General features: G+C 64.1%; 15 protein-coding genes. 14 read left to right on the top strand and 1 reads right to left on the bottom strand.

Annotated features, from left to right (window positions below):
* Positions 1-29: 29 nt before the first annotated feature.
* From MRBLMC3_RS11935 to MRBLMC3_RS11905, 7 genes are all read left to right on the top strand, one after another.
* Entirely contained in the window at positions 30-2,921 is a 2,892-nt protein-coding gene (locus MRBLMC3_RS11935; RefSeq protein ID WP_363829000.1) for a TonB-dependent receptor plug domain-containing protein, read from the top strand.
* 56 nt (positions 2,922-2,977) lie between these two features.
* Complete coding sequence (locus MRBLMC3_RS11930) at positions 2,978-3,190, top strand: hypothetical protein (protein WP_133651359.1); 213 nt, start codon at positions 2,978-2,980, stop codon at positions 3,188-3,190.
* 252 nt (positions 3,191-3,442) lie between these two features.
* Positions 3,443-4,831: a DHA2 family efflux MFS transporter permease subunit gene (locus tag MRBLMC3_RS11925; protein WP_363828997.1), complete on the top strand. Its 1,389-nt coding sequence runs from the start codon at positions 3,443-3,445 to the stop codon at positions 4,829-4,831.
* A gap of 90 nt (positions 4,832-4,921) precedes the next feature.
* Positions 4,922-5,401 carry a VOC family protein gene (locus tag MRBLMC3_RS11920; protein ID WP_363736325.1) on the top strand — a complete coding sequence of 160 codons (480 nt, stop codon included), beginning with the start codon at positions 4,922-4,924 and terminating at the stop codon, positions 5,399-5,401.
* Positions 5,402-5,532: 131 nt separating this feature from the next.
* Positions 5,533-6,360, top strand: coding sequence for an SDR family NAD(P)-dependent oxidoreductase (locus MRBLMC3_RS11915; protein ID WP_363828995.1), 828 nt, complete (start codon positions 5,533-5,535; stop codon positions 6,358-6,360).
* Positions 6,361-6,371: 11 nt separating this feature from the next.
* Positions 6,372-7,223: an SDR family NAD(P)-dependent oxidoreductase gene (locus MRBLMC3_RS11910; protein ID WP_363828993.1), complete on the top strand. Its 852-nt coding sequence runs from the start codon at positions 6,372-6,374 to the stop codon at positions 7,221-7,223.
* Between the two features lie 16 nt (positions 7,224-7,239).
* Positions 7,240-8,022 (top strand): SDR family NAD(P)-dependent oxidoreductase, encoded by a 783-nt coding sequence (locus tag MRBLMC3_RS11905; RefSeq protein ID WP_363828991.1) that lies wholly within the window; start codon positions 7,240-7,242, stop codon positions 8,020-8,022.
* Positions 8,023-8,142: 120 nt separating this feature from the next.
* Here MRBLMC3_RS11905 and MRBLMC3_RS11900 read toward each other — a convergent pair whose 3' ends face one another.
* Positions 8,143-8,418 carry a hypothetical protein gene (locus MRBLMC3_RS11900; protein ID WP_133651354.1) on the bottom strand — a complete coding sequence of 92 codons (276 nt, stop codon included), beginning with the start codon at positions 8,416-8,418 and terminating at the stop codon, positions 8,143-8,145.
* Between the two features lie 180 nt (positions 8,419-8,598).
* Here MRBLMC3_RS11900 and MRBLMC3_RS11895 point away from each other — a divergent pair, with 180 nt between their 5' ends.
* From MRBLMC3_RS11895 to MRBLMC3_RS11865, 7 genes are all read left to right on the top strand, one after another.
* Positions 8,599-9,300 (top strand): GntR family transcriptional regulator, encoded by a 702-nt coding sequence (locus MRBLMC3_RS11895; RefSeq protein ID WP_363828989.1) that lies wholly within the window; start codon positions 8,599-8,601, stop codon positions 9,298-9,300.
* Positions 9,301-9,411: 111 nt separating this feature from the next.
* Positions 9,412-10,338, top strand: a complete 927-nt coding sequence (locus tag MRBLMC3_RS11890; RefSeq protein ID WP_363828987.1) for an SDR family NAD(P)-dependent oxidoreductase — start codon at positions 9,412-9,414, stop codon at positions 10,336-10,338.
* Positions 10,339-10,356: 18 nt separating this feature from the next.
* The gene (locus MRBLMC3_RS11885; protein ID WP_363736314.1) at positions 10,357-11,121 is read left to right on the top strand and encodes an SDR family NAD(P)-dependent oxidoreductase; all 765 of its coding nucleotides are present in this window, start codon (positions 10,357-10,359) and stop codon (positions 11,119-11,121) included.
* Positions 11,122-11,216: 95 nt separating this feature from the next.
* On the top strand, positions 11,217-11,774 hold the full coding sequence (locus MRBLMC3_RS11880) for a UGSC family (seleno)protein (protein WP_133651350.1): 558 nt from the start codon (positions 11,217-11,219) through the stop codon (positions 11,772-11,774).
* Entirely contained in the window at positions 11,692-12,792 is a 1,101-nt protein-coding gene (locus MRBLMC3_RS11875; protein WP_363828985.1) for a hypothetical protein, read from the top strand. The genes MRBLMC3_RS11880 and MRBLMC3_RS11875 overlap by 83 nt, the downstream gene beginning before the upstream one ends.
* Complete coding sequence (locus tag MRBLMC3_RS11870; protein ID WP_363828983.1) at positions 12,789-14,270, top strand: AMP-binding protein; 1,482 nt, start codon at positions 12,789-12,791, stop codon at positions 14,268-14,270. Before MRBLMC3_RS11875 ends, MRBLMC3_RS11870 begins: the two co-directional genes overlap by 4 nt.
* Positions 14,267-15,379, top strand: coding sequence for a CaiB/BaiF CoA transferase family protein (locus tag MRBLMC3_RS11865; RefSeq protein WP_363828980.1), 1,113 nt, complete (start codon positions 14,267-14,269; stop codon positions 15,377-15,379). Before MRBLMC3_RS11870 ends, MRBLMC3_RS11865 begins: the two co-directional genes overlap by 4 nt.
* Positions 15,380-15,381: the final 2 nt, after the last annotated feature.

Raw genomic sequence — 15,381 nt, 5'->3', positions numbered from 1 at the left:
CTGACAATATAAGATCTGGGAGACTATTGATGCACAAGCAACTGAAGGGCCTTTTCGCGCAAGGGGCGGCGTTGATGCCGCTGGCGATGGCGCTGACCGTGATGACGCCTTCGGGCGCGGCGGCGCAGGACGCGACAGCCGCGCCTGCTGCTGATCCGGCCGTGACGCAGGATGTGGCGCCGCAGGATGTGGCGGCCCAGGATGTGGCTGCCGATCCGGCTGCCGCTTCTGTCGACGACGCATCGATCGTCGTCACCGGCAGCCGCGTCGCCAACGGCTTCAAGACGCCGACGCCAGTCACCATGGCGAGTTCCGAGCAACTGCGCGTGGCCGCGCCGACCAACCTTGCCGACGGCCTTAACCAGTTGCCCGCCTTCAACGGCAGCACCAAGACGTCCAGTCCGTCAACCACCAACAGCCGCGGCGGCAGCAGCGGCCAGAATCTGCTCAACCTGCGCGGCCTGGGCGCGCAGCGGACCCTGATCCTGCTCGACGGCCGGCGCCTGCCCGCCACCAACAGCGGCGGTTCGGTCGACATCAACATCATTCCGCAGGGCCTTGTCAGCCGCGTCGATGTCGTGACCGGCGGCGCTTCGGCGGCCTATGGTTCCGACGCGGTGGCGGGCGTCGTGAACTTCGTGCTCGACACGAAATTGCGGGGCTTCAAGGCGGAGGCGCTGACGGGCATTTCCACCCATGGCGATCTGCCCTCGTTCGGCGGTTCCTTTGCCTTCGGCACCGCGGGCGCGGACGATCGGCTCCGTTTCGTCGCGGGTATCGATTATTTCTACCAGAAGGGGCTGCGCGCCGACCAAAGGACGCATCGCGACTGGTTCGACGACAATGCCGGGCAGATCGTCAACCCGGTGGCCGGCGCTCGCCCGCTCAACCTCATCATCCCCTCGATCCGCAGCTCGATCGGCACCTATGGTGGCCTGATCAGCGCCGGTCCGCTGCGCGGCACGCAATTCCTCGCCAACGGCGTTTCGGCGCCTTTCGATTATGGCACGATCACCGGCACGGCTTTCCAGAGCGGCGGCGACGGCGCGAGGGCGAATATCGGCCTTCAACCGACGCAGGAGCGCTATAACGGCTTTGCCCGCGCCGAATTTGACCTGTCGTCCGCCACGACGCTGTTCGTCGAGGGACTCTACGCCCGCAGCCATACCAATCAGGGCGCTTTCGTCAGCCAGAATGTCGGTTCCAACGCGGCCTACACCATCTATCGCGACAACGCCTATCTGCCGGCGGACATCCTGGCCCGCATGGTGGCGGCCAATGTCCAGTCCTTCCAGCTCGGCCGGTTCGAGGGCGAATTGCCGCTGGTCGAGAATGAATCGACTATAGACGTCTATCACGGATCGATCGGCGTGCGCGGTGAGCTTGACGGCACATGGAAATGGGACGCATCCTATAATTTTGGCCAGTCGGACCAGGAACTGCGGTCGAACAACCTCACCATCGCGCGCAATCTCTATGCTTCGGCCGATGCCGTGCGGAACCAGGCCGGACAGATTGTCTGCCGTTCGACGCTCGCCGGCCTCGATCCGGGCTGCACCCCGCGCAATCTGTTCGGACCGCAGGCCCCCAATCAGGCGATCACCGACTATGTGACCGGTGACAATGTCCTGAACCTGCGACTGCGCCAGCAGGTCGCCGCGATCAACATCCGGGGTGATCTGGGCGACAATCTGCAAATTGCCGGACCGATCTCGGTCGCGGCCGGCGTCGAATATCGCAAGGAGACGGCGAAGCAGACGACTGATGCCCTGTCCCCCACGCGCATCGATTTCACCGGCATTCGCGGTGGCCCGGCCGCGCTTCAGGGGCGGCAAGGGCCCTATCGTTTCTTCAATCCGCTGCCTTTTTCCGGCGAATATGACATTCGCGAAGGCTATCTGGAAATTGCCGTGCCCGTGCTCAAGGACAGCCCGATCGCCCAGTCGCTGGACCTCAATGGAGCGGTCCGCTATGCCGACTACAGCACGTCGGGCGGGGCGACGACGTGGAAACTGGGCGGCAGCTGGCAGTTGAACGACGCGCTCCGCTTCCGCGGCACCTGGTCGCAGGATATTCGCGCGCCCAACCTGCTCGAACTGTTCAACCCCGCGACGCAGTTGAACGGCAATGTGGTCTACAATGGCGTGACGACGCCGCAGGTCAATTTCGCCACCGGCAACCCCAATCTCAAACCTGAACGGGCGAGGACCATCACCTTCGGCGGCGTCTATCAGCCGAGCTGGCTCCCCGGCTTCCAGGCGTCGGTCGACTATTACAAGATCAAGCTCAAGGACGCGATCACCACGCTGGCGGAACAGCGGGTGGTCGACGAATGCGCGGCGGGCAACCAGGCCCAGTGCGCGAACATCACGGTGCTGCCTTCGGGATCGCTCAGCATCCTGCGCCCCAACCTCAACCTGGCGGAGCAGACCGTCGCCGGCATCGACTTCGAAATCGGCTACAAGACCGATTTTGCCGGCGGCAATCTCAACGTGCGTCTGATCGGCAATCATGCGACGGAAAATAATTCGCAGACTCCCGGGTCTCCGGTGCGCGAGGCGCTGGGCGAGACGATCACGCCGAAATGGAGCGGCGTGCTTCAGGCGAACTGGTCGAACGAAGCCTTCTCGCTGTTCGTGCAGGAGCGTTTCATCAGCGCAGCAAAGCTGGATGCCACGCGGATAGAGGGCATCGACATCAACGACAACAGCACGCCCGCGGTGTTCTACACCAATGTCACGGCGACCTATAATCTCCACATGGGCGGCGGCAAGCAGCAGGTCTATCTGTCCGTGGCCAATCTGTTCGACCGCGATCCCCCGCTGTCGCCTCCGCCGGTGACGACGTTCACCACGGCCGCCAGCAGCGCTTATGATCCGATAGGTCGCTATATCACGGCGGGTGTCCGCATATCCTTCTGATCCTTTGGGGAGCGCGTCCGGCCCGTCGCGCTCCCCGCCAATCCGGGGAATGGAAAATGACCATCGACCGTCTTGCGACCATGCGACCCGTATCCAGGCATGTGGTCGATCATATGCTCTCTGGCATGCTGGGCCAGACGAGCGACGTGCTGATGATGCAATATGGAATCAGCTACAATACCTGGCGAAAGATCCGCGCCGGCGACCCGATACGCAAATCCGTCGCGGAGCGGCTGGAGCAGCGTATCCTGGGCAAGAGCGGTACGTAGAGCATCGTGCGGAAAAGTGGGAACCGGTTTTCCGCGCAAAGGATGCGACAACAAAGAACCCACAGCATCGTGCGGAAAAGTGGGAACCGGTTTTCCGCGCAAAGGATGCGACAACAAAGAACCCACAGCATCGTGCGGAAAAGCGGGAAACGGTTTTCCGCCTGGAACATATCTTTCGGCCGCGACATGGCCTATGAAGGCACTGGTACAGTTCGGGCGGTCGACGGTCTGGAAGCATGAGTTTGCAAAAGAGTGTCTGAGCGCCGGCGGAATTATCGCGTCATTGCGTTGGTGGTGGCTTTCGCCCTGTTCATGCAGCAACTGGATGCCACCGTTCTGACCATCGCGCTGCCGGCCATGTCGCGCGATTTCGGTATCCCGGCTTCGGGCCTCAGCCTCGCGCTCACATCCTATCTCGTCGCGCTCGCGGCATTCATTCCCGCCAGCGGCTGGGCGGCCGATCGTTTCGGCTCACGCACCATCTTTTGCAGCGCGATCGCCATCTTCATGGCGGGGTCGGTTGCCTGCGCCTGGTCGAACAGCCTTCCGACGCTGGTTGGCGCGCGCTTCTTTCAGGGTATCGGCGGCGCCATGATGGTGCCGGTCGGCAGGCTGGTCCTGCTGCGCAGCGTCAGCCGGGATGACTTGGTCGCCGCCTTGTCATGGCTCGTCATGCCGGCCCTGGTGGGGCCTATCGTCGGACCACCGCTGGGCGGGCTGATCGTGACCTATCTGGACTGGCGCTGGATCTTCTACATCAACATCCCGATCGGCGCGGCCGGGCTGGCGCTGGCGATCTGGCTCATTCCCCAGATAAGGGAAGACGACGTGGCGCAGTTCGACGCGCGGGGCTTCGTTTTGTCGGGACTGGCGCTCGGATGCCTCATCTTCGGTCTGGAACTTGGCAGCCATGCTGTCGGGCTGCCGGTCATCATCGCACTTCTGGGATGCTGCGCGTTGTTCTTCATCGCCTATCTTGTGCATGCCCGTCGAACGAAAGACCCGATCCTCGATCTTTCGCTCATGCGCATCCGCACCTTTGGCCTTTCCGTGGCGGGCGGCACGCTGACCCGCATCGCGCAGGGCGCGCAACCCTTCCTGCTGCCGCTGCTTTTCCAGATCGGCTTTGGCATTTCCGCAGCCCAGGCGGGCACGATCATGGCGGCGACAGCGATCGGCGCCCTGGCCATGAAGCCGATCGCGCCGTCGGTCATCCAGCGGTTCGGCTATCGTGCATGCCTGATGGCGGGAAGCGTGGCGGCTGCAATCGCCATCAGCGGCTGTGCCCTGTTCAGTCCGGCCTGGCCCCAGCCTGCACTGGGCGCGGTGCTGCTCATATCCGGATTTTTCACGTCCTTGCTGTTCACCGGGTACAATGCGCTGGCCTTTGTCGATGTCGACCAGTCGAAAATGAGCGCGGCGACCAGCCTCTATGCGACATTCCAGCAGATCAGCCTGTCGCTGGGCATCTGCTTCGCCGCCAGCCTGCTCGAACTCCGGGGTTCGATGGACGCGGCCAATTTCAGCGGGATATTCATCCTTATCGGCCTGGTGGCCTTTTCCGCGACCTTCACGAACCGGCTCCTGCGGCCAGATGCCGGCACTTCCTCCCCTCCGGCCCAGGCCCTCGACCAGGCATGAGCGGCTGAGCGGAACGCCGCGCCGGCTTGCCAATATAGGTTCTTACGCGTACCTTTAAATTCGATGGCGACATCGGATATGGAGGCATGGGTGCAGAACTTCTTCAAGGGCTTCTTCCAGTTCGGCTATGTAACCCGCGATGTGGAGGCGGCCGTCGCGGCGTTCCGCGACAGGTTCGGCGCGGTCGAATTCATGGTGAACGATCCTCCGGCGATCGACGGCCGGCCAGCGCCCACCCGACGCATAGCGCTCGCCTGGATCGACAATGTGATGACGGAGATCATCGAGCCCGATCCCATGCAGAAGACGATCTATGACGATCATCTTCCTCCCGTCGCCGGGCCGATCCGGCTGCACCATTTCGGATATCTGATCGACGATCATCAGGCGATGCTCGATCGCCTTGGGGACATGGGTTATGATGTGCCCATGGCCGGCTCGATGCCGGGCGCTCTCGACTATATTTACGCGGACACACGCCGCGATCTGGGAGTCTGGTCAGAATTTATCCGCCTGGACGAGGGCGGAAAGGCCTTCTTTGGCGCCGTGCCGCGTAACATGACGGGGTGATAAGAACGATCGTTCCTTCGATGCGCGAACATCTCTGAATTGAATACGAATATTTGCACGAATAATTGGCATATTGACTGTATTCGCTGAAAATATAATAAACTTGGCGAAACATATACAAGGAGAGAGTCGTGCAGCCGATATTGGCGGGCAAGGTGGCTGTCGTCACGGGCGGCGCATCGGGGATCGGCCGGGCGACGGCGGAACTGCTCGCGGCGCAAGGTGCGGCCGTGATGATCGCCGATCTGGACGAAAGCAATGCGAGCGCGGCGGCGGATGCCATAACGGCATCGGGCGGGCGGGCGCTGGCATTGCGCGCCGACATGCGGGAAGAGGGCCAGGTGCGGGCGGCGATCGAAGCGACCGTCGCACATTTCGGCGGCGTCGACCTGCTCGACAACACCGTGTCCTACAATGCACCCGAACAGACCGGCGCGGACGGCGAAATCCACGAGATGGATGCCGCAATCTGGAACCGGGCGCTGGAGATCAATCTGCGCGGCCCGATGCTGGCCGCCAAATATTGCATACCCCAGATGCTGAAGCGCGGCGGTGGCGCGATCGTCAATATCTCGTCGACCGCCGGCATATTGTCGCTGGGCACCGTCCCCGCCTATGCGGCGTCGAAGGCGGCGGTGCACAGCCTCAGCCAATCGATCGCCACCGCCTATGGCAGGCGCGGCATCCGCTGCAACACGATAGCGCCCGGCTTCATCGATACGCCCACGACGCGGAACATGGGCGATCAGTTCTTTCAGATGACCCTGGACAATAATGTACTGCCTTATCTGGGTCAGCCGGACGATATAGCGCAGGCGGCGCTGTTCCTGCTGTCGGACGCGGCCCGCTACATCACGGGTCAGTTGCTGGCGGTCGACGGCGGACAGACCATCCACCTGCCGGTGGTCGCGGATATGTGGCGCATGGCGGCGGGCAAGCCGCTGGTCGAGACAGCGTGAGGAGAGACGGGATGCAGACGCATGGACGGCTGAACGGCAAGGTGGCGGTGGTCACCGGCGGGACCAAGGGCATAGGGCAGGGCATCGTCCTGCGCTTCCTCAAGGAGGGGGCTGCGGTGGTCTATTGCTCGCGCAGCCCGGAGAATAACCGGGAGAATGAGGCGCTGATCGCCAGCATCCCCGGCGCGGCGGATCGGGCCCGCTTCGTCGCCGCCGATGTCGGCAATCGGCAGCAGATGGAAGATCTGGTGAACAATGCGGCCGAACAATTCGGCCGACTGGACATCGTCGTCAACAATGCTCAGGGGATCGCGCCGGTCCGATCGATAGAGAACAAGCCGGATGCTGACTATACGATGACGCTGATGACTGGTTTCTACCAGTCGCTCTGGACCAGTCGTGCGGCGGTTCCACACATGCGCAAGGTGGGCGGCGGGAGGCTGATCTATTTTTCCAGCCACTGGAACATCTGGGGGCAACCCTATGCCAGCGACTACAACATCACCAAGTCTGCCAATGAGGCGCTGACGCGCAGCGCCGCGCGGGAGTTTGGCAAGGACAATATCACGGCCAACTGCATCACGCCGGCGGGCGATAGCTGGGCCTACAAGAGTTGGGCCGACCAGAACCGGGAAATGGCCGAAGCGAGCGTGCGGCAGTTCCCGATGCGTCGCATGGGCGATTGCGAGGTCGACATTGCCGGCGCGGTGCTGGGTCTTTGCAGCGACAATGGCCGCTTCATCACCGGGCAGGTCTTCTGCGTCGACGGCGGCGTATGGGCGACCGCACCGCTCCAGATGCATGAGGAGGGCACGGATATCCACAAGGGCCACAGCCAGGCCGCCGTCGAACTGACGGTTTGAGCGCGGGGAGGACAGGATGGGATTGATCGAAGGGCAGGTCGCGATCGTCACGGGCGCGGCCAATGAATTGACCCAGGGCATTGCCCGCCGCTTCGCCCGGGAAGGTGCGAAGGTTGTGCTGGTGGACCGCGATCAGGACGCCGCGCAGGCGGCTGCGCGCGCCATCCCGGATGCGGAAGCGCGCAGCGCGGACCTTGCCGATCCAGCCGCCGCGCGGGCGCTGGCCGATGCCGTGGTGCAGGCGCATGGCCGGATCGACATAGTGCTGAACGGCGCCCACGCGGCTCTGAAGTGGGACCGGCTGGCAGACAGGCAGGCGGCGCCGGACTTCACGGCGGCGTTCAACGACGTGCTGCTCAGCGCGCTCAACATGATGCAGGCCGCCTATCCTCATATGAAGGCGGCAGGCACCGGACGCATCGTCAATCTGGGGTCGATCTATGGTCCGACGGCGAACGAGGGCGTGTCGGATGCCGTCACCATGGATTTCGCGCTGACCGGGCTCAGCCGGTCGGCGGGCGTCGAATGGGGGAAGGACGGCATACTCGTCAATTTCCTGCAGGCGGCAGTGCCCGATATCGGGGTCTTTGCGGAGTATCGGGCGAAGAAGGGCAGAAGCGTCGAGACGCTGATCGCCAATACGGCGATGCCGCGCCTCGCCGATCCGGTGGAGGATGTTGGCGGCGCGGCGATGTTCCTGGTGTCGGACGAAGCCTGCTTCATTCTGGGCCACCGCGTGCTGGCCGATGGCGGGCAGCATCTGACGGCCGCGATCTTCGAACCCGGCGCGGAGCGGTGACGAAGGGCTGGACCAGCATGGCCGCGAACAGCTGGGCGAGGCCGTCCAGCTCCTTCCCCTGATGCATGACAGGCGGCCGGCCGTGGCCGATCGCCTGCGCCAATGCGGTAGCTCGTGGCTTCAGAGCTTCTTGAGATCCTCAGCGGTCAGGCTTGTGACCAGTCCCTTGTCGCCGGCGGACAGGGTCGCGGCCGGGATGGAGACGAAGCGGCCCCTGTAGATGATCTGAACCGATGCCGGCGCGCCTTCGCCATTCTGGATGATCCGGTCGATGAATCCGACGCGGACGCCATCGGCGGTCTTGACCATGGTGCGCGTCTTGATGGCGGGAGCCTCCTGCGCGATCGCGACGGAGGAAAGGGAAAGGGCGGCCGCAAGCGAGAAAAGATATTTCATATATGCCTCATAACTGATCTGGCGGGCTGCTATCATGTTGTTCGGGCGGGAACAAAATCAAAGCGCGGTTGCCGCCAAGCGATCACCTATATGAACGATGCTGCCGGCCGGCCTTGCAGCGGCGGGCTGGGCGGCGATGTCGGCATTGAATTTCGTCGGGTTTCAGAGCATGGAACCTGCATGCATAATGAACAGCGACATGCCGATGCGTCGGGACAGCTTGAACCCCTGGCTCGGCCGGAAGCCCTGACGGAAATGGTGGCTGATCGACTTCGCAGCGCGATCCTGTCGGGCGCCCTCGCTCCCGGCACGCATCTTAGCGTGCCGGAAATCGCCAAGCGGCTTGGCGTCAGCCGGACCCCGGCGCGGGAAGGGCTGATCGCCCTGGAACGGGAGGGGCTGGTGGAGCCGCGGGCGAGCGCCGGCGTCGCCGTGATCGCGGGCGGTACCCGCGACATTCTCGACCTGCTGGATATTCGCGAAGGGCTGGAGATCGTCACGGTGCGCCGCGCAGCCGAGCGCATGGATGCGGATGGCATCGCCAAACTCAAGGCGCTGTTCGCGCAGCATGAGGCGGTGGTCGCGCAAAATGATCTGGCCGGCCATGTCGAACTGGACGCTACCTTTCACGGCATGATCCGCGAGGGGGCGTGCAATGGGCGTCTGGCGCGTCAACTGGTGCAGATCGATCAGCAGTTGCGGGTTCTCAACAGCCGCCTGTCGCGCGCGCGGGGATGGAGCGGCCGTGCAGTATTGCGTGATCACAAGGCGATCATCGATGCCATAGAGGCAGGCAATCCCGACGCTGCCGAACGCCACATGCGCGCCCATATCGAGCGAACGCGCACTTTCCAGCAACGGTCAGCCGGACAGGCTGAATAACGGTCCACAGCGTGTTCACCGCATAGGCGATGCTTGAACGCCCATGCGCCGGGCCAGTCGATCCTCTGCATGTTGCATGTATACTGATGCGACTGACAGGAGGAACCGGGGATGATTCGACTGGATGGACGCGTCGCGATTGTCACCGGCGCCGGACGGGGAATGGGACGGACCCATGCGCTCCTGCTCGCCGCGCGCGGAGCAAAGGTGCTGGTGAACGACTATGGCGGCGCGCAATCGACCCTGACTCCGGGCAGCATTTCCCATGCGCAGTCGGTGGTGGAAGAAATCCGTGCGGCAGGGGGCGAGGCGGAGGCGGATGCCGCCATGGTCGGCACGGGCGAATCCGCGAGGGACATTGTCCAGCACGCGCTGGATGCTTTCGGCCGTATCGACATATTGGTCAACAATGCCGGGGGATCGTTGATCGGCGAACCCGATGCCTTCGCCGATGAAGAGATCGAAGGTGTTTTGCGGACCAATTTCATCGGACCCTACATGCTGTTGCGGCGTGTCTGGCCGCTGATGCGCGATCAGGGTTTCGGCCGGATCGTCAATGTCATGTCATCGGCGGTGCTGGGGGCGGGGCATTTGGGCCCATATGCGGCGGGCAAGGCCGGGTTGCTGGGGCTGACCCATGACGCCGCCTTTGACGGGCGACCGCATAATATCCTGGTGAACGGAGTCTTCCCGACCGGCGCCTCCCGCCTGACGGAAACATCGCATGAGGATCTGGCGCTCTGGTACCGAACCCATTTCCAGCCGGAAAAGGTATCGGCGCTGATCGCCTATCTGAGCAGCGAGGAACTGGATTTCAGCGGCGAAGTCTTCAACGTCGGGGGAGGGCGCGTCGCGCGGCTGGCCATCTTCGACAATGACGGTCTGTTCGATCCGGCGATCACGCCGGAGAGCATCGCCGCGAATATCGACCTGATCCGCGACCTGAGCCAACCCACCATCATCCCCACCCTGTGGGCGCAGACAGAGCGCTATTTCGCCTACATTCCCTGGACGGGCGGCAGGGCGGGGCTGTTCTGAACAGCAGGAGGACAAGATATGGAAGGACCGCTCAAAGGAAAGGTCGCGCTCATCACCGGCAGTGGATCGGGCATGGGCGTGGGCATCGCGCTTGCAGTCGCCAAGGCGGGAGCGGCCGTCGTCTTGGTGGGACGGACGGTTGAGACGCTGGAACGCACGCGGGCGCAGATCGAGGCGGCCGGTGGGCGCGCGATGGTCGCGCCGTGCGACGTCACCGACCGCGCGCAGGTCGACGCCACCGTGGCGCGCGCCCAGGCGGAACTCGGCCCCATCTGGCTGTTGGTGAACAACGCCGTATCGACCGACAACCGGCCGATCGAGGATGTGGATGACGCCAATCTCGACCTCGTCCTGCGGTCGGCGATCCACGGCTCGCTCTACATGATGCAGGCGTGCTTCCCCACGATGAAGGCGCGGGGCGGCCGGATCGTGAATTTCGGCTCTGGCGGGGCGACCATGGGCCTGCCGGAAGTGGGCGCCTATGCGATCGCCAAGGAGGGCGTCCGGGGGCTTACCAAGACTGCGGCTACAGGCTGGGGCAAATATGGAATCACGGTCAATACCGTCTGCCCCATGGTTGCGACGCCGCTGTTCGACAGCTGGTGGCAAAGCCTGAGCGAGGCCGAGCGCGAACATCAGCTATCGATGATCCCGATGCGCCGAATGGGCGAGGGGGAGCAGGATGTCGGCGGCCTCATCGTCTTTCTGGCAAGCGAGAATGCCGGCTACATCACCAGCCGCACACTGCACGTGGACGGAGGGCGTGCCTTCTATGACCGCTGACCGGAGGGGCACGGCACCAGCCTCGTCCTGACATATATCATCAACAGGCTTGATATTTTGCATGCAACATGCAAATAAGTGCTGGAGGTGTTCCCATGACGATTATTCTCGATCCTACCGCATCGCTGGTCCACGATATTGCCGATCCCGGTCCCCCTGCGGGCGATCTTCAAGGCAGGAAGATCGCGATCCGCATCGACATGCTGTGGCGCAGTTGGGACTGGGTCAGTGAAATATGGGCCGAAAGGCTGCGCGCCGAAGGCGCGGAGGTGACCTTCTGGCGAAGCTGCGGCCGCACCGGCGAGGAAGGCGAACAGGCCGACCGTGAATATCAGGCGTTGCTGGCGCAGAGCGACATGGCCATTGTCGGCCTGGGCAATTGCGGGTCCTGCACAAGCTGGACCATCGCTGACGCGCTGACGGCGGCCGCCACCGGAATGCCGACCATCGCGGTGGCCACCGCCCATTTCGAAGGTCTGGCCAGGAATCTGGCGAAGCGCGGCGGACGATCGGGTCTGCGCCTTCACATCCTTCCCTATCCTCTCGATATCCTTCCGAAAGAGCAGGTCCATGACATTGCAAGAAACCACTATCGATCGTTCCTGCGGGATTTCGGGGTGCGAAGCGGACTGGCTGAGCAGTCGGCGGCATGAGGTCGACGACGATATTGTCGCCTTCAACAATTTCGCCATGGCGCAGGGGTGGGGGGACGGGCTGCCGCTGATCCCGCCGACGCAGGCGCGGGTGCAGGATTTCCTGATCGCAGGCGGGCGATTTCCAGACGAGCTGATTGCCGTGCTGCCGCCGCTGCGCGCCGAATGCACGGTGGAAAAGATCGCGATCAACGCCGTCATGGCGGGCTGTACGGGCGAGTCCATGCCGCTCTTGTGCGCCGCGATCGAAGCCATGGCGGACCCGAAATTCGATCTTGCGGGCCTCAACGCCACCACCGGGTCGGTGGTGCCGGCGCTGATCGTCAACGGCCAGATCCGCAACCGGCTGGACATTCCCTGCCAGGCCGGCTGCCTGGGTGGAGTCGCCGGACCCGCAGTGGCCATCGGCCGAGCCATTCGTCTGATCATGCGCAATGTGGCGGGCCAGTTGATCGGCGCCACGTCGCAAAGCGTCTACGGCACGCCGGGGCGGGTTGCCGGCATCCTCTTCGGCGAATGGGAGGAACGGTCCCCCTGGGCGCCGCTGGCGGAACGGCGCGGGGTTCAGGGGGATGCCGTCACCGCCTATGGCGCGATGGGCACGGCCAATATCTGCGATGTCGTGGCGAACAGCGCCGACGGCTTCCTGGACATGATCGCCAAGTCCATGGCCTATCCCGGCGCCAACGGCTTCCTGCCTTCCTCCGCCTTTGCCGAAACGCTGTGCGTGATCAACCCGATCTGGGCAGAGGTGATCGCGCGGGCCTATCCCCGGATGGAGGATGTGCAGGCCTATATCTGGGACAAATGCGCATTGCCCATCGACTGGTTTCGGCCCGAATATCGCGACCCCATCGGCAATCTCGGCCGGATCAAGCCCGACGGGCGCGTTCATCTGGTGCCCAGTCCCGATGATGTTCTGGTGATGGTTGCGGGAGGAGAGGGCGGCCTGCACGCGGCGATGCTGCACAGTTGGGGCACCTGCCTTACGGTTACGCGTCCGGTCGCGTCTGCATGAACGGTGACGTCATCATCGGCGATCGCGTTCGCGGGCGGGCCGAATTGCTTGACAGGGCAGCGCGGCTGGCAAGCGCCATGGCGGCGGCAGGGGTGGTCGCCGGCGACGCGGTCGCGCTGCTGCTGCGCAATGATTTTGCCGTGCTGGAGGCCAATCTCGCCGTTCGCCGGCTGGATGCCTATGGCGTGCCGATCAACTGGCACTGGCACGGGGCGGAGATCGGCTACGTGCTGCGTGACGCCACGCCCCGGCTGCTGATCGGACATGCCGATCTGCTGGAAGGGATAAGGAACGAGATTCCGGACCACCTGCCCGTCATCGCCGTGGGCGGGAAGGGCAATTGGCCGGATTATGACGACTGGATCGGCGCGCACGAACCCCATGCCGGCAATGGCAATGGTCTCGGCTCCTCGATGGTCTACACCTCGGGCACCACCGGCAAACCCAAGGCGGTCCGGCGCCTGCCCGCGACGGGCGAGGAATCGGCGCAGCGCGCGCGGGTTCTCTCGATCATCCATGATACGGCCCCGGGAAATGTCGCGCTGGTCACCGGGCCGCTTTATCATCTCTTCAGTCAGGCGATCCTGATGGCGACCTTCGGCGCGGGTGGCACGGTGGTCGTGATGGAGCGGTTTGATCCGGAGGAGTGCCTGCGCCTCATCGAGAAGCATCGCGTCACCCATAGCGCGCTGGTGCCGACCCTGTTCGTAAGGCTGCTGCGCCTGCCCCCGGAGGCGCGGACACGATATGATCTTTCCACCCTTCGACATGTCGTCCATTCCGGTGCCCCCTGCGCGCCGGAGGTGAAGCGCGCGATGCTGAAATGGTGGGGTCCTGTGCTCTACGAGACCTATGGATCGACGGAGACCGGCGTCGTTACGAAGATCAGCCCGGAGGAGTGGTTGGCAAAGCCCGGCAGTGTCGGACGACCCGTGCTGACCGGGGAGGTTCGTATTCGCGGCGGAGACGGCCAGTGGGCAGGACCGGGGCAGACGGGCGACATCTATCTGCGTATCCACGGCACGCCTGACTTCACCTTTCACGGCGATCCCGAAAAGCGCGCCGCCGTGGAATATGACGGGCTCATCACATGCGGCGACATGGGATGGCTGGATGAAGAGGGCTATCTCTTCCTCTGCGACCGCCGCGTCGACATGGTGATTTCCGGCGGCGTCAACATCTACCCGGCGGAAGTCGAGGCCGCCCTGCTGGAACATCCCGGCGTGGCCGACTGTGCCGTGTTCGGGATTCCCGATCCCGAATTTGGCGAGGCGCTGGTGGCGTATGTCGAGGCTGAAGACGGGGTGAAGCCCGACGAGCTGAAGGCGTTTCTGCGTGCGCGGATCGCGGGATACAAGGTTCCACGGCATGTCGTCATAAGCGATGTCCTGCCCCGGGAAGAGACGGGCAAGATCATGAAACGGCGGCTGCGGGACAATTTCCTCGCCGACGCATCAGGGGAGAGCATCAAGGGATGAGCGGACAGGGGAGCAGCGCCATCCCGCCCGGCGCGCTGGCGGGATTGAAGGTCATCGACATGGCGTCGCTCTATGCCGCGCCGCTGGCGGCGACGATCATGGCGGATTTCGGTGCCGACGTCCTGAAGATCGAGCCGCCGGAAGGCGATCTGTTCCGCAACAGCAAGATGTGGCCGCTCGTCGCGCGCGGGAAGCGCTGTGTTGCGATGGACCTGCGTTCGGCCGAAGGAATTGCGCGGCTCAAATCGCTGGTCGAACATGCCGATGTGGTGGTTGAAAATTACCCCGCCGACGTGCTGGCCAGACGCGGCATCGGCTGGAATGTCCTCTCGGCCATCAACCCCCGCCTCGTCATGCTTTCCCTGTCCTGCTTCGGGGGAACCGGCCCCTATGCGGGCCGTCCCGGTTCGGGCACGATCGGCGAAGGCTTTGGCGGCCTGACGGAACTGATGGGGGCAGCCGACGGCGCGCCGATGCTGCCGTCGGTGGCGCTGGGCGATGCCGTGGGCGCGATGAGCGCCGTGATCGGAACCCTGTCCGCATTGTACTGGCGCGACCGCAACGGACAGGGGCAGCAGGTGGACGCCAGCCTCTATGAACCGATCCTCCAGATCGTCGCCCATGCGGCGCAAAGATGGGAGCCGGGCCGGTCGCCCGAACGGACGGGGTCGCGCCTGCCGGGCGTGCTGCGCAACGTCTATCGGACGGCCGATCGGCGATATGTCGCGATCTCCGCCAGCACCGCACGCCATGCCGCGGACCTGGTGGCGCTGGCGGCGGGCGAGGGGGCGGGTGGAGCGGGAGACGACGCCGACCCCGACGCGCAGGTGGCGGCCTGGATCGCCACCGTGCCGCAGTCCGCGCTGGTCGAGCAACTTGTCGCCCGGCGCATCCCCGTGACGCCCGTCAACAGCCTGGATGATATGCTGGCTGACCCCCATGTGCGCGCCCGCGCCAGCCTGGTTCATGTTTCGGACGATGCCTTGGGCGATCTGGCGCTCGCCGCGCCTGCGCCGCGCCTGTCGGAAACGCCGGGGCGGATCGGGGAGGTGAACCCGCCGCTGCACACCGATGTCGAGCCGGTGCTGAAGCGCTGGGCCGAAAGGTGAGG

Source organism: Sphingobium sp. LMC3-1-1.1 (assembly GCF_040676285.1).
In the GTDB taxonomy this organism is placed as follows: domain Bacteria; phylum Pseudomonadota; class Alphaproteobacteria; order Sphingomonadales; family Sphingomonadaceae; genus Sphingobium.
This window is presented reverse-complemented; position numbering and strand designations above follow the sequence as displayed.

Bases quoted from the DNA above. Each gene is read 5' to 3' on its own strand.
- MRBLMC3_RS11875 (WP_363828985.1), top strand. From the start codon at position 11,692: ATGACATTGCAAGAAACCACTATCGATCGTTCCTGCGGGATTTCGGGG.
- MRBLMC3_RS11900 (WP_133651354.1), bottom strand. From the start codon at position 8,418: ATGAAATATCTTTTCTCGCTTGCGGCCGCCCTTTCCCTTTCCTCCGTC.
- MRBLMC3_RS11865 (WP_363828980.1), top strand. From the start codon at position 14,267: ATGAGCGGACAGGGGAGCAGCGCCATCCCGCCCGGCGCGCTGGCGGGA.
- MRBLMC3_RS11880 (WP_133651350.1), top strand. From the start codon at position 11,217: ATGACGATTATTCTCGATCCTACCGCATCGCTGGTCCACGATATTGCC.
- MRBLMC3_RS11910 (WP_363828993.1), top strand. From the start codon at position 6,372: ATGCAGACGCATGGACGGCTGAACGGCAAGGTGGCGGTGGTCACCGGC.
- MRBLMC3_RS11905 (WP_363828991.1), top strand. From the start codon at position 7,240: ATGGGATTGATCGAAGGGCAGGTCGCGATCGTCACGGGCGCGGCCAAT.
- MRBLMC3_RS11895 (WP_363828989.1), top strand. From the start codon at position 8,599: ATGCATAATGAACAGCGACATGCCGATGCGTCGGGACAGCTTGAACCC.
- MRBLMC3_RS11935 (WP_363829000.1), top strand. From the start codon at position 30: ATGCACAAGCAACTGAAGGGCCTTTTCGCGCAAGGGGCGGCGTTGATG.
- MRBLMC3_RS11930 (WP_133651359.1), top strand. From the start codon at position 2,978: ATGACCATCGACCGTCTTGCGACCATGCGACCCGTATCCAGGCATGTG.
- MRBLMC3_RS11870 (WP_363828983.1), top strand. From the start codon at position 12,789: ATGAACGGTGACGTCATCATCGGCGATCGCGTTCGCGGGCGGGCCGAA.
- MRBLMC3_RS11885 (WP_363736314.1), top strand. From the start codon at position 10,357: ATGGAAGGACCGCTCAAAGGAAAGGTCGCGCTCATCACCGGCAGTGGA.
- MRBLMC3_RS11890 (WP_363828987.1), top strand. From the start codon at position 9,412: ATGATTCGACTGGATGGACGCGTCGCGATTGTCACCGGCGCCGGACGG.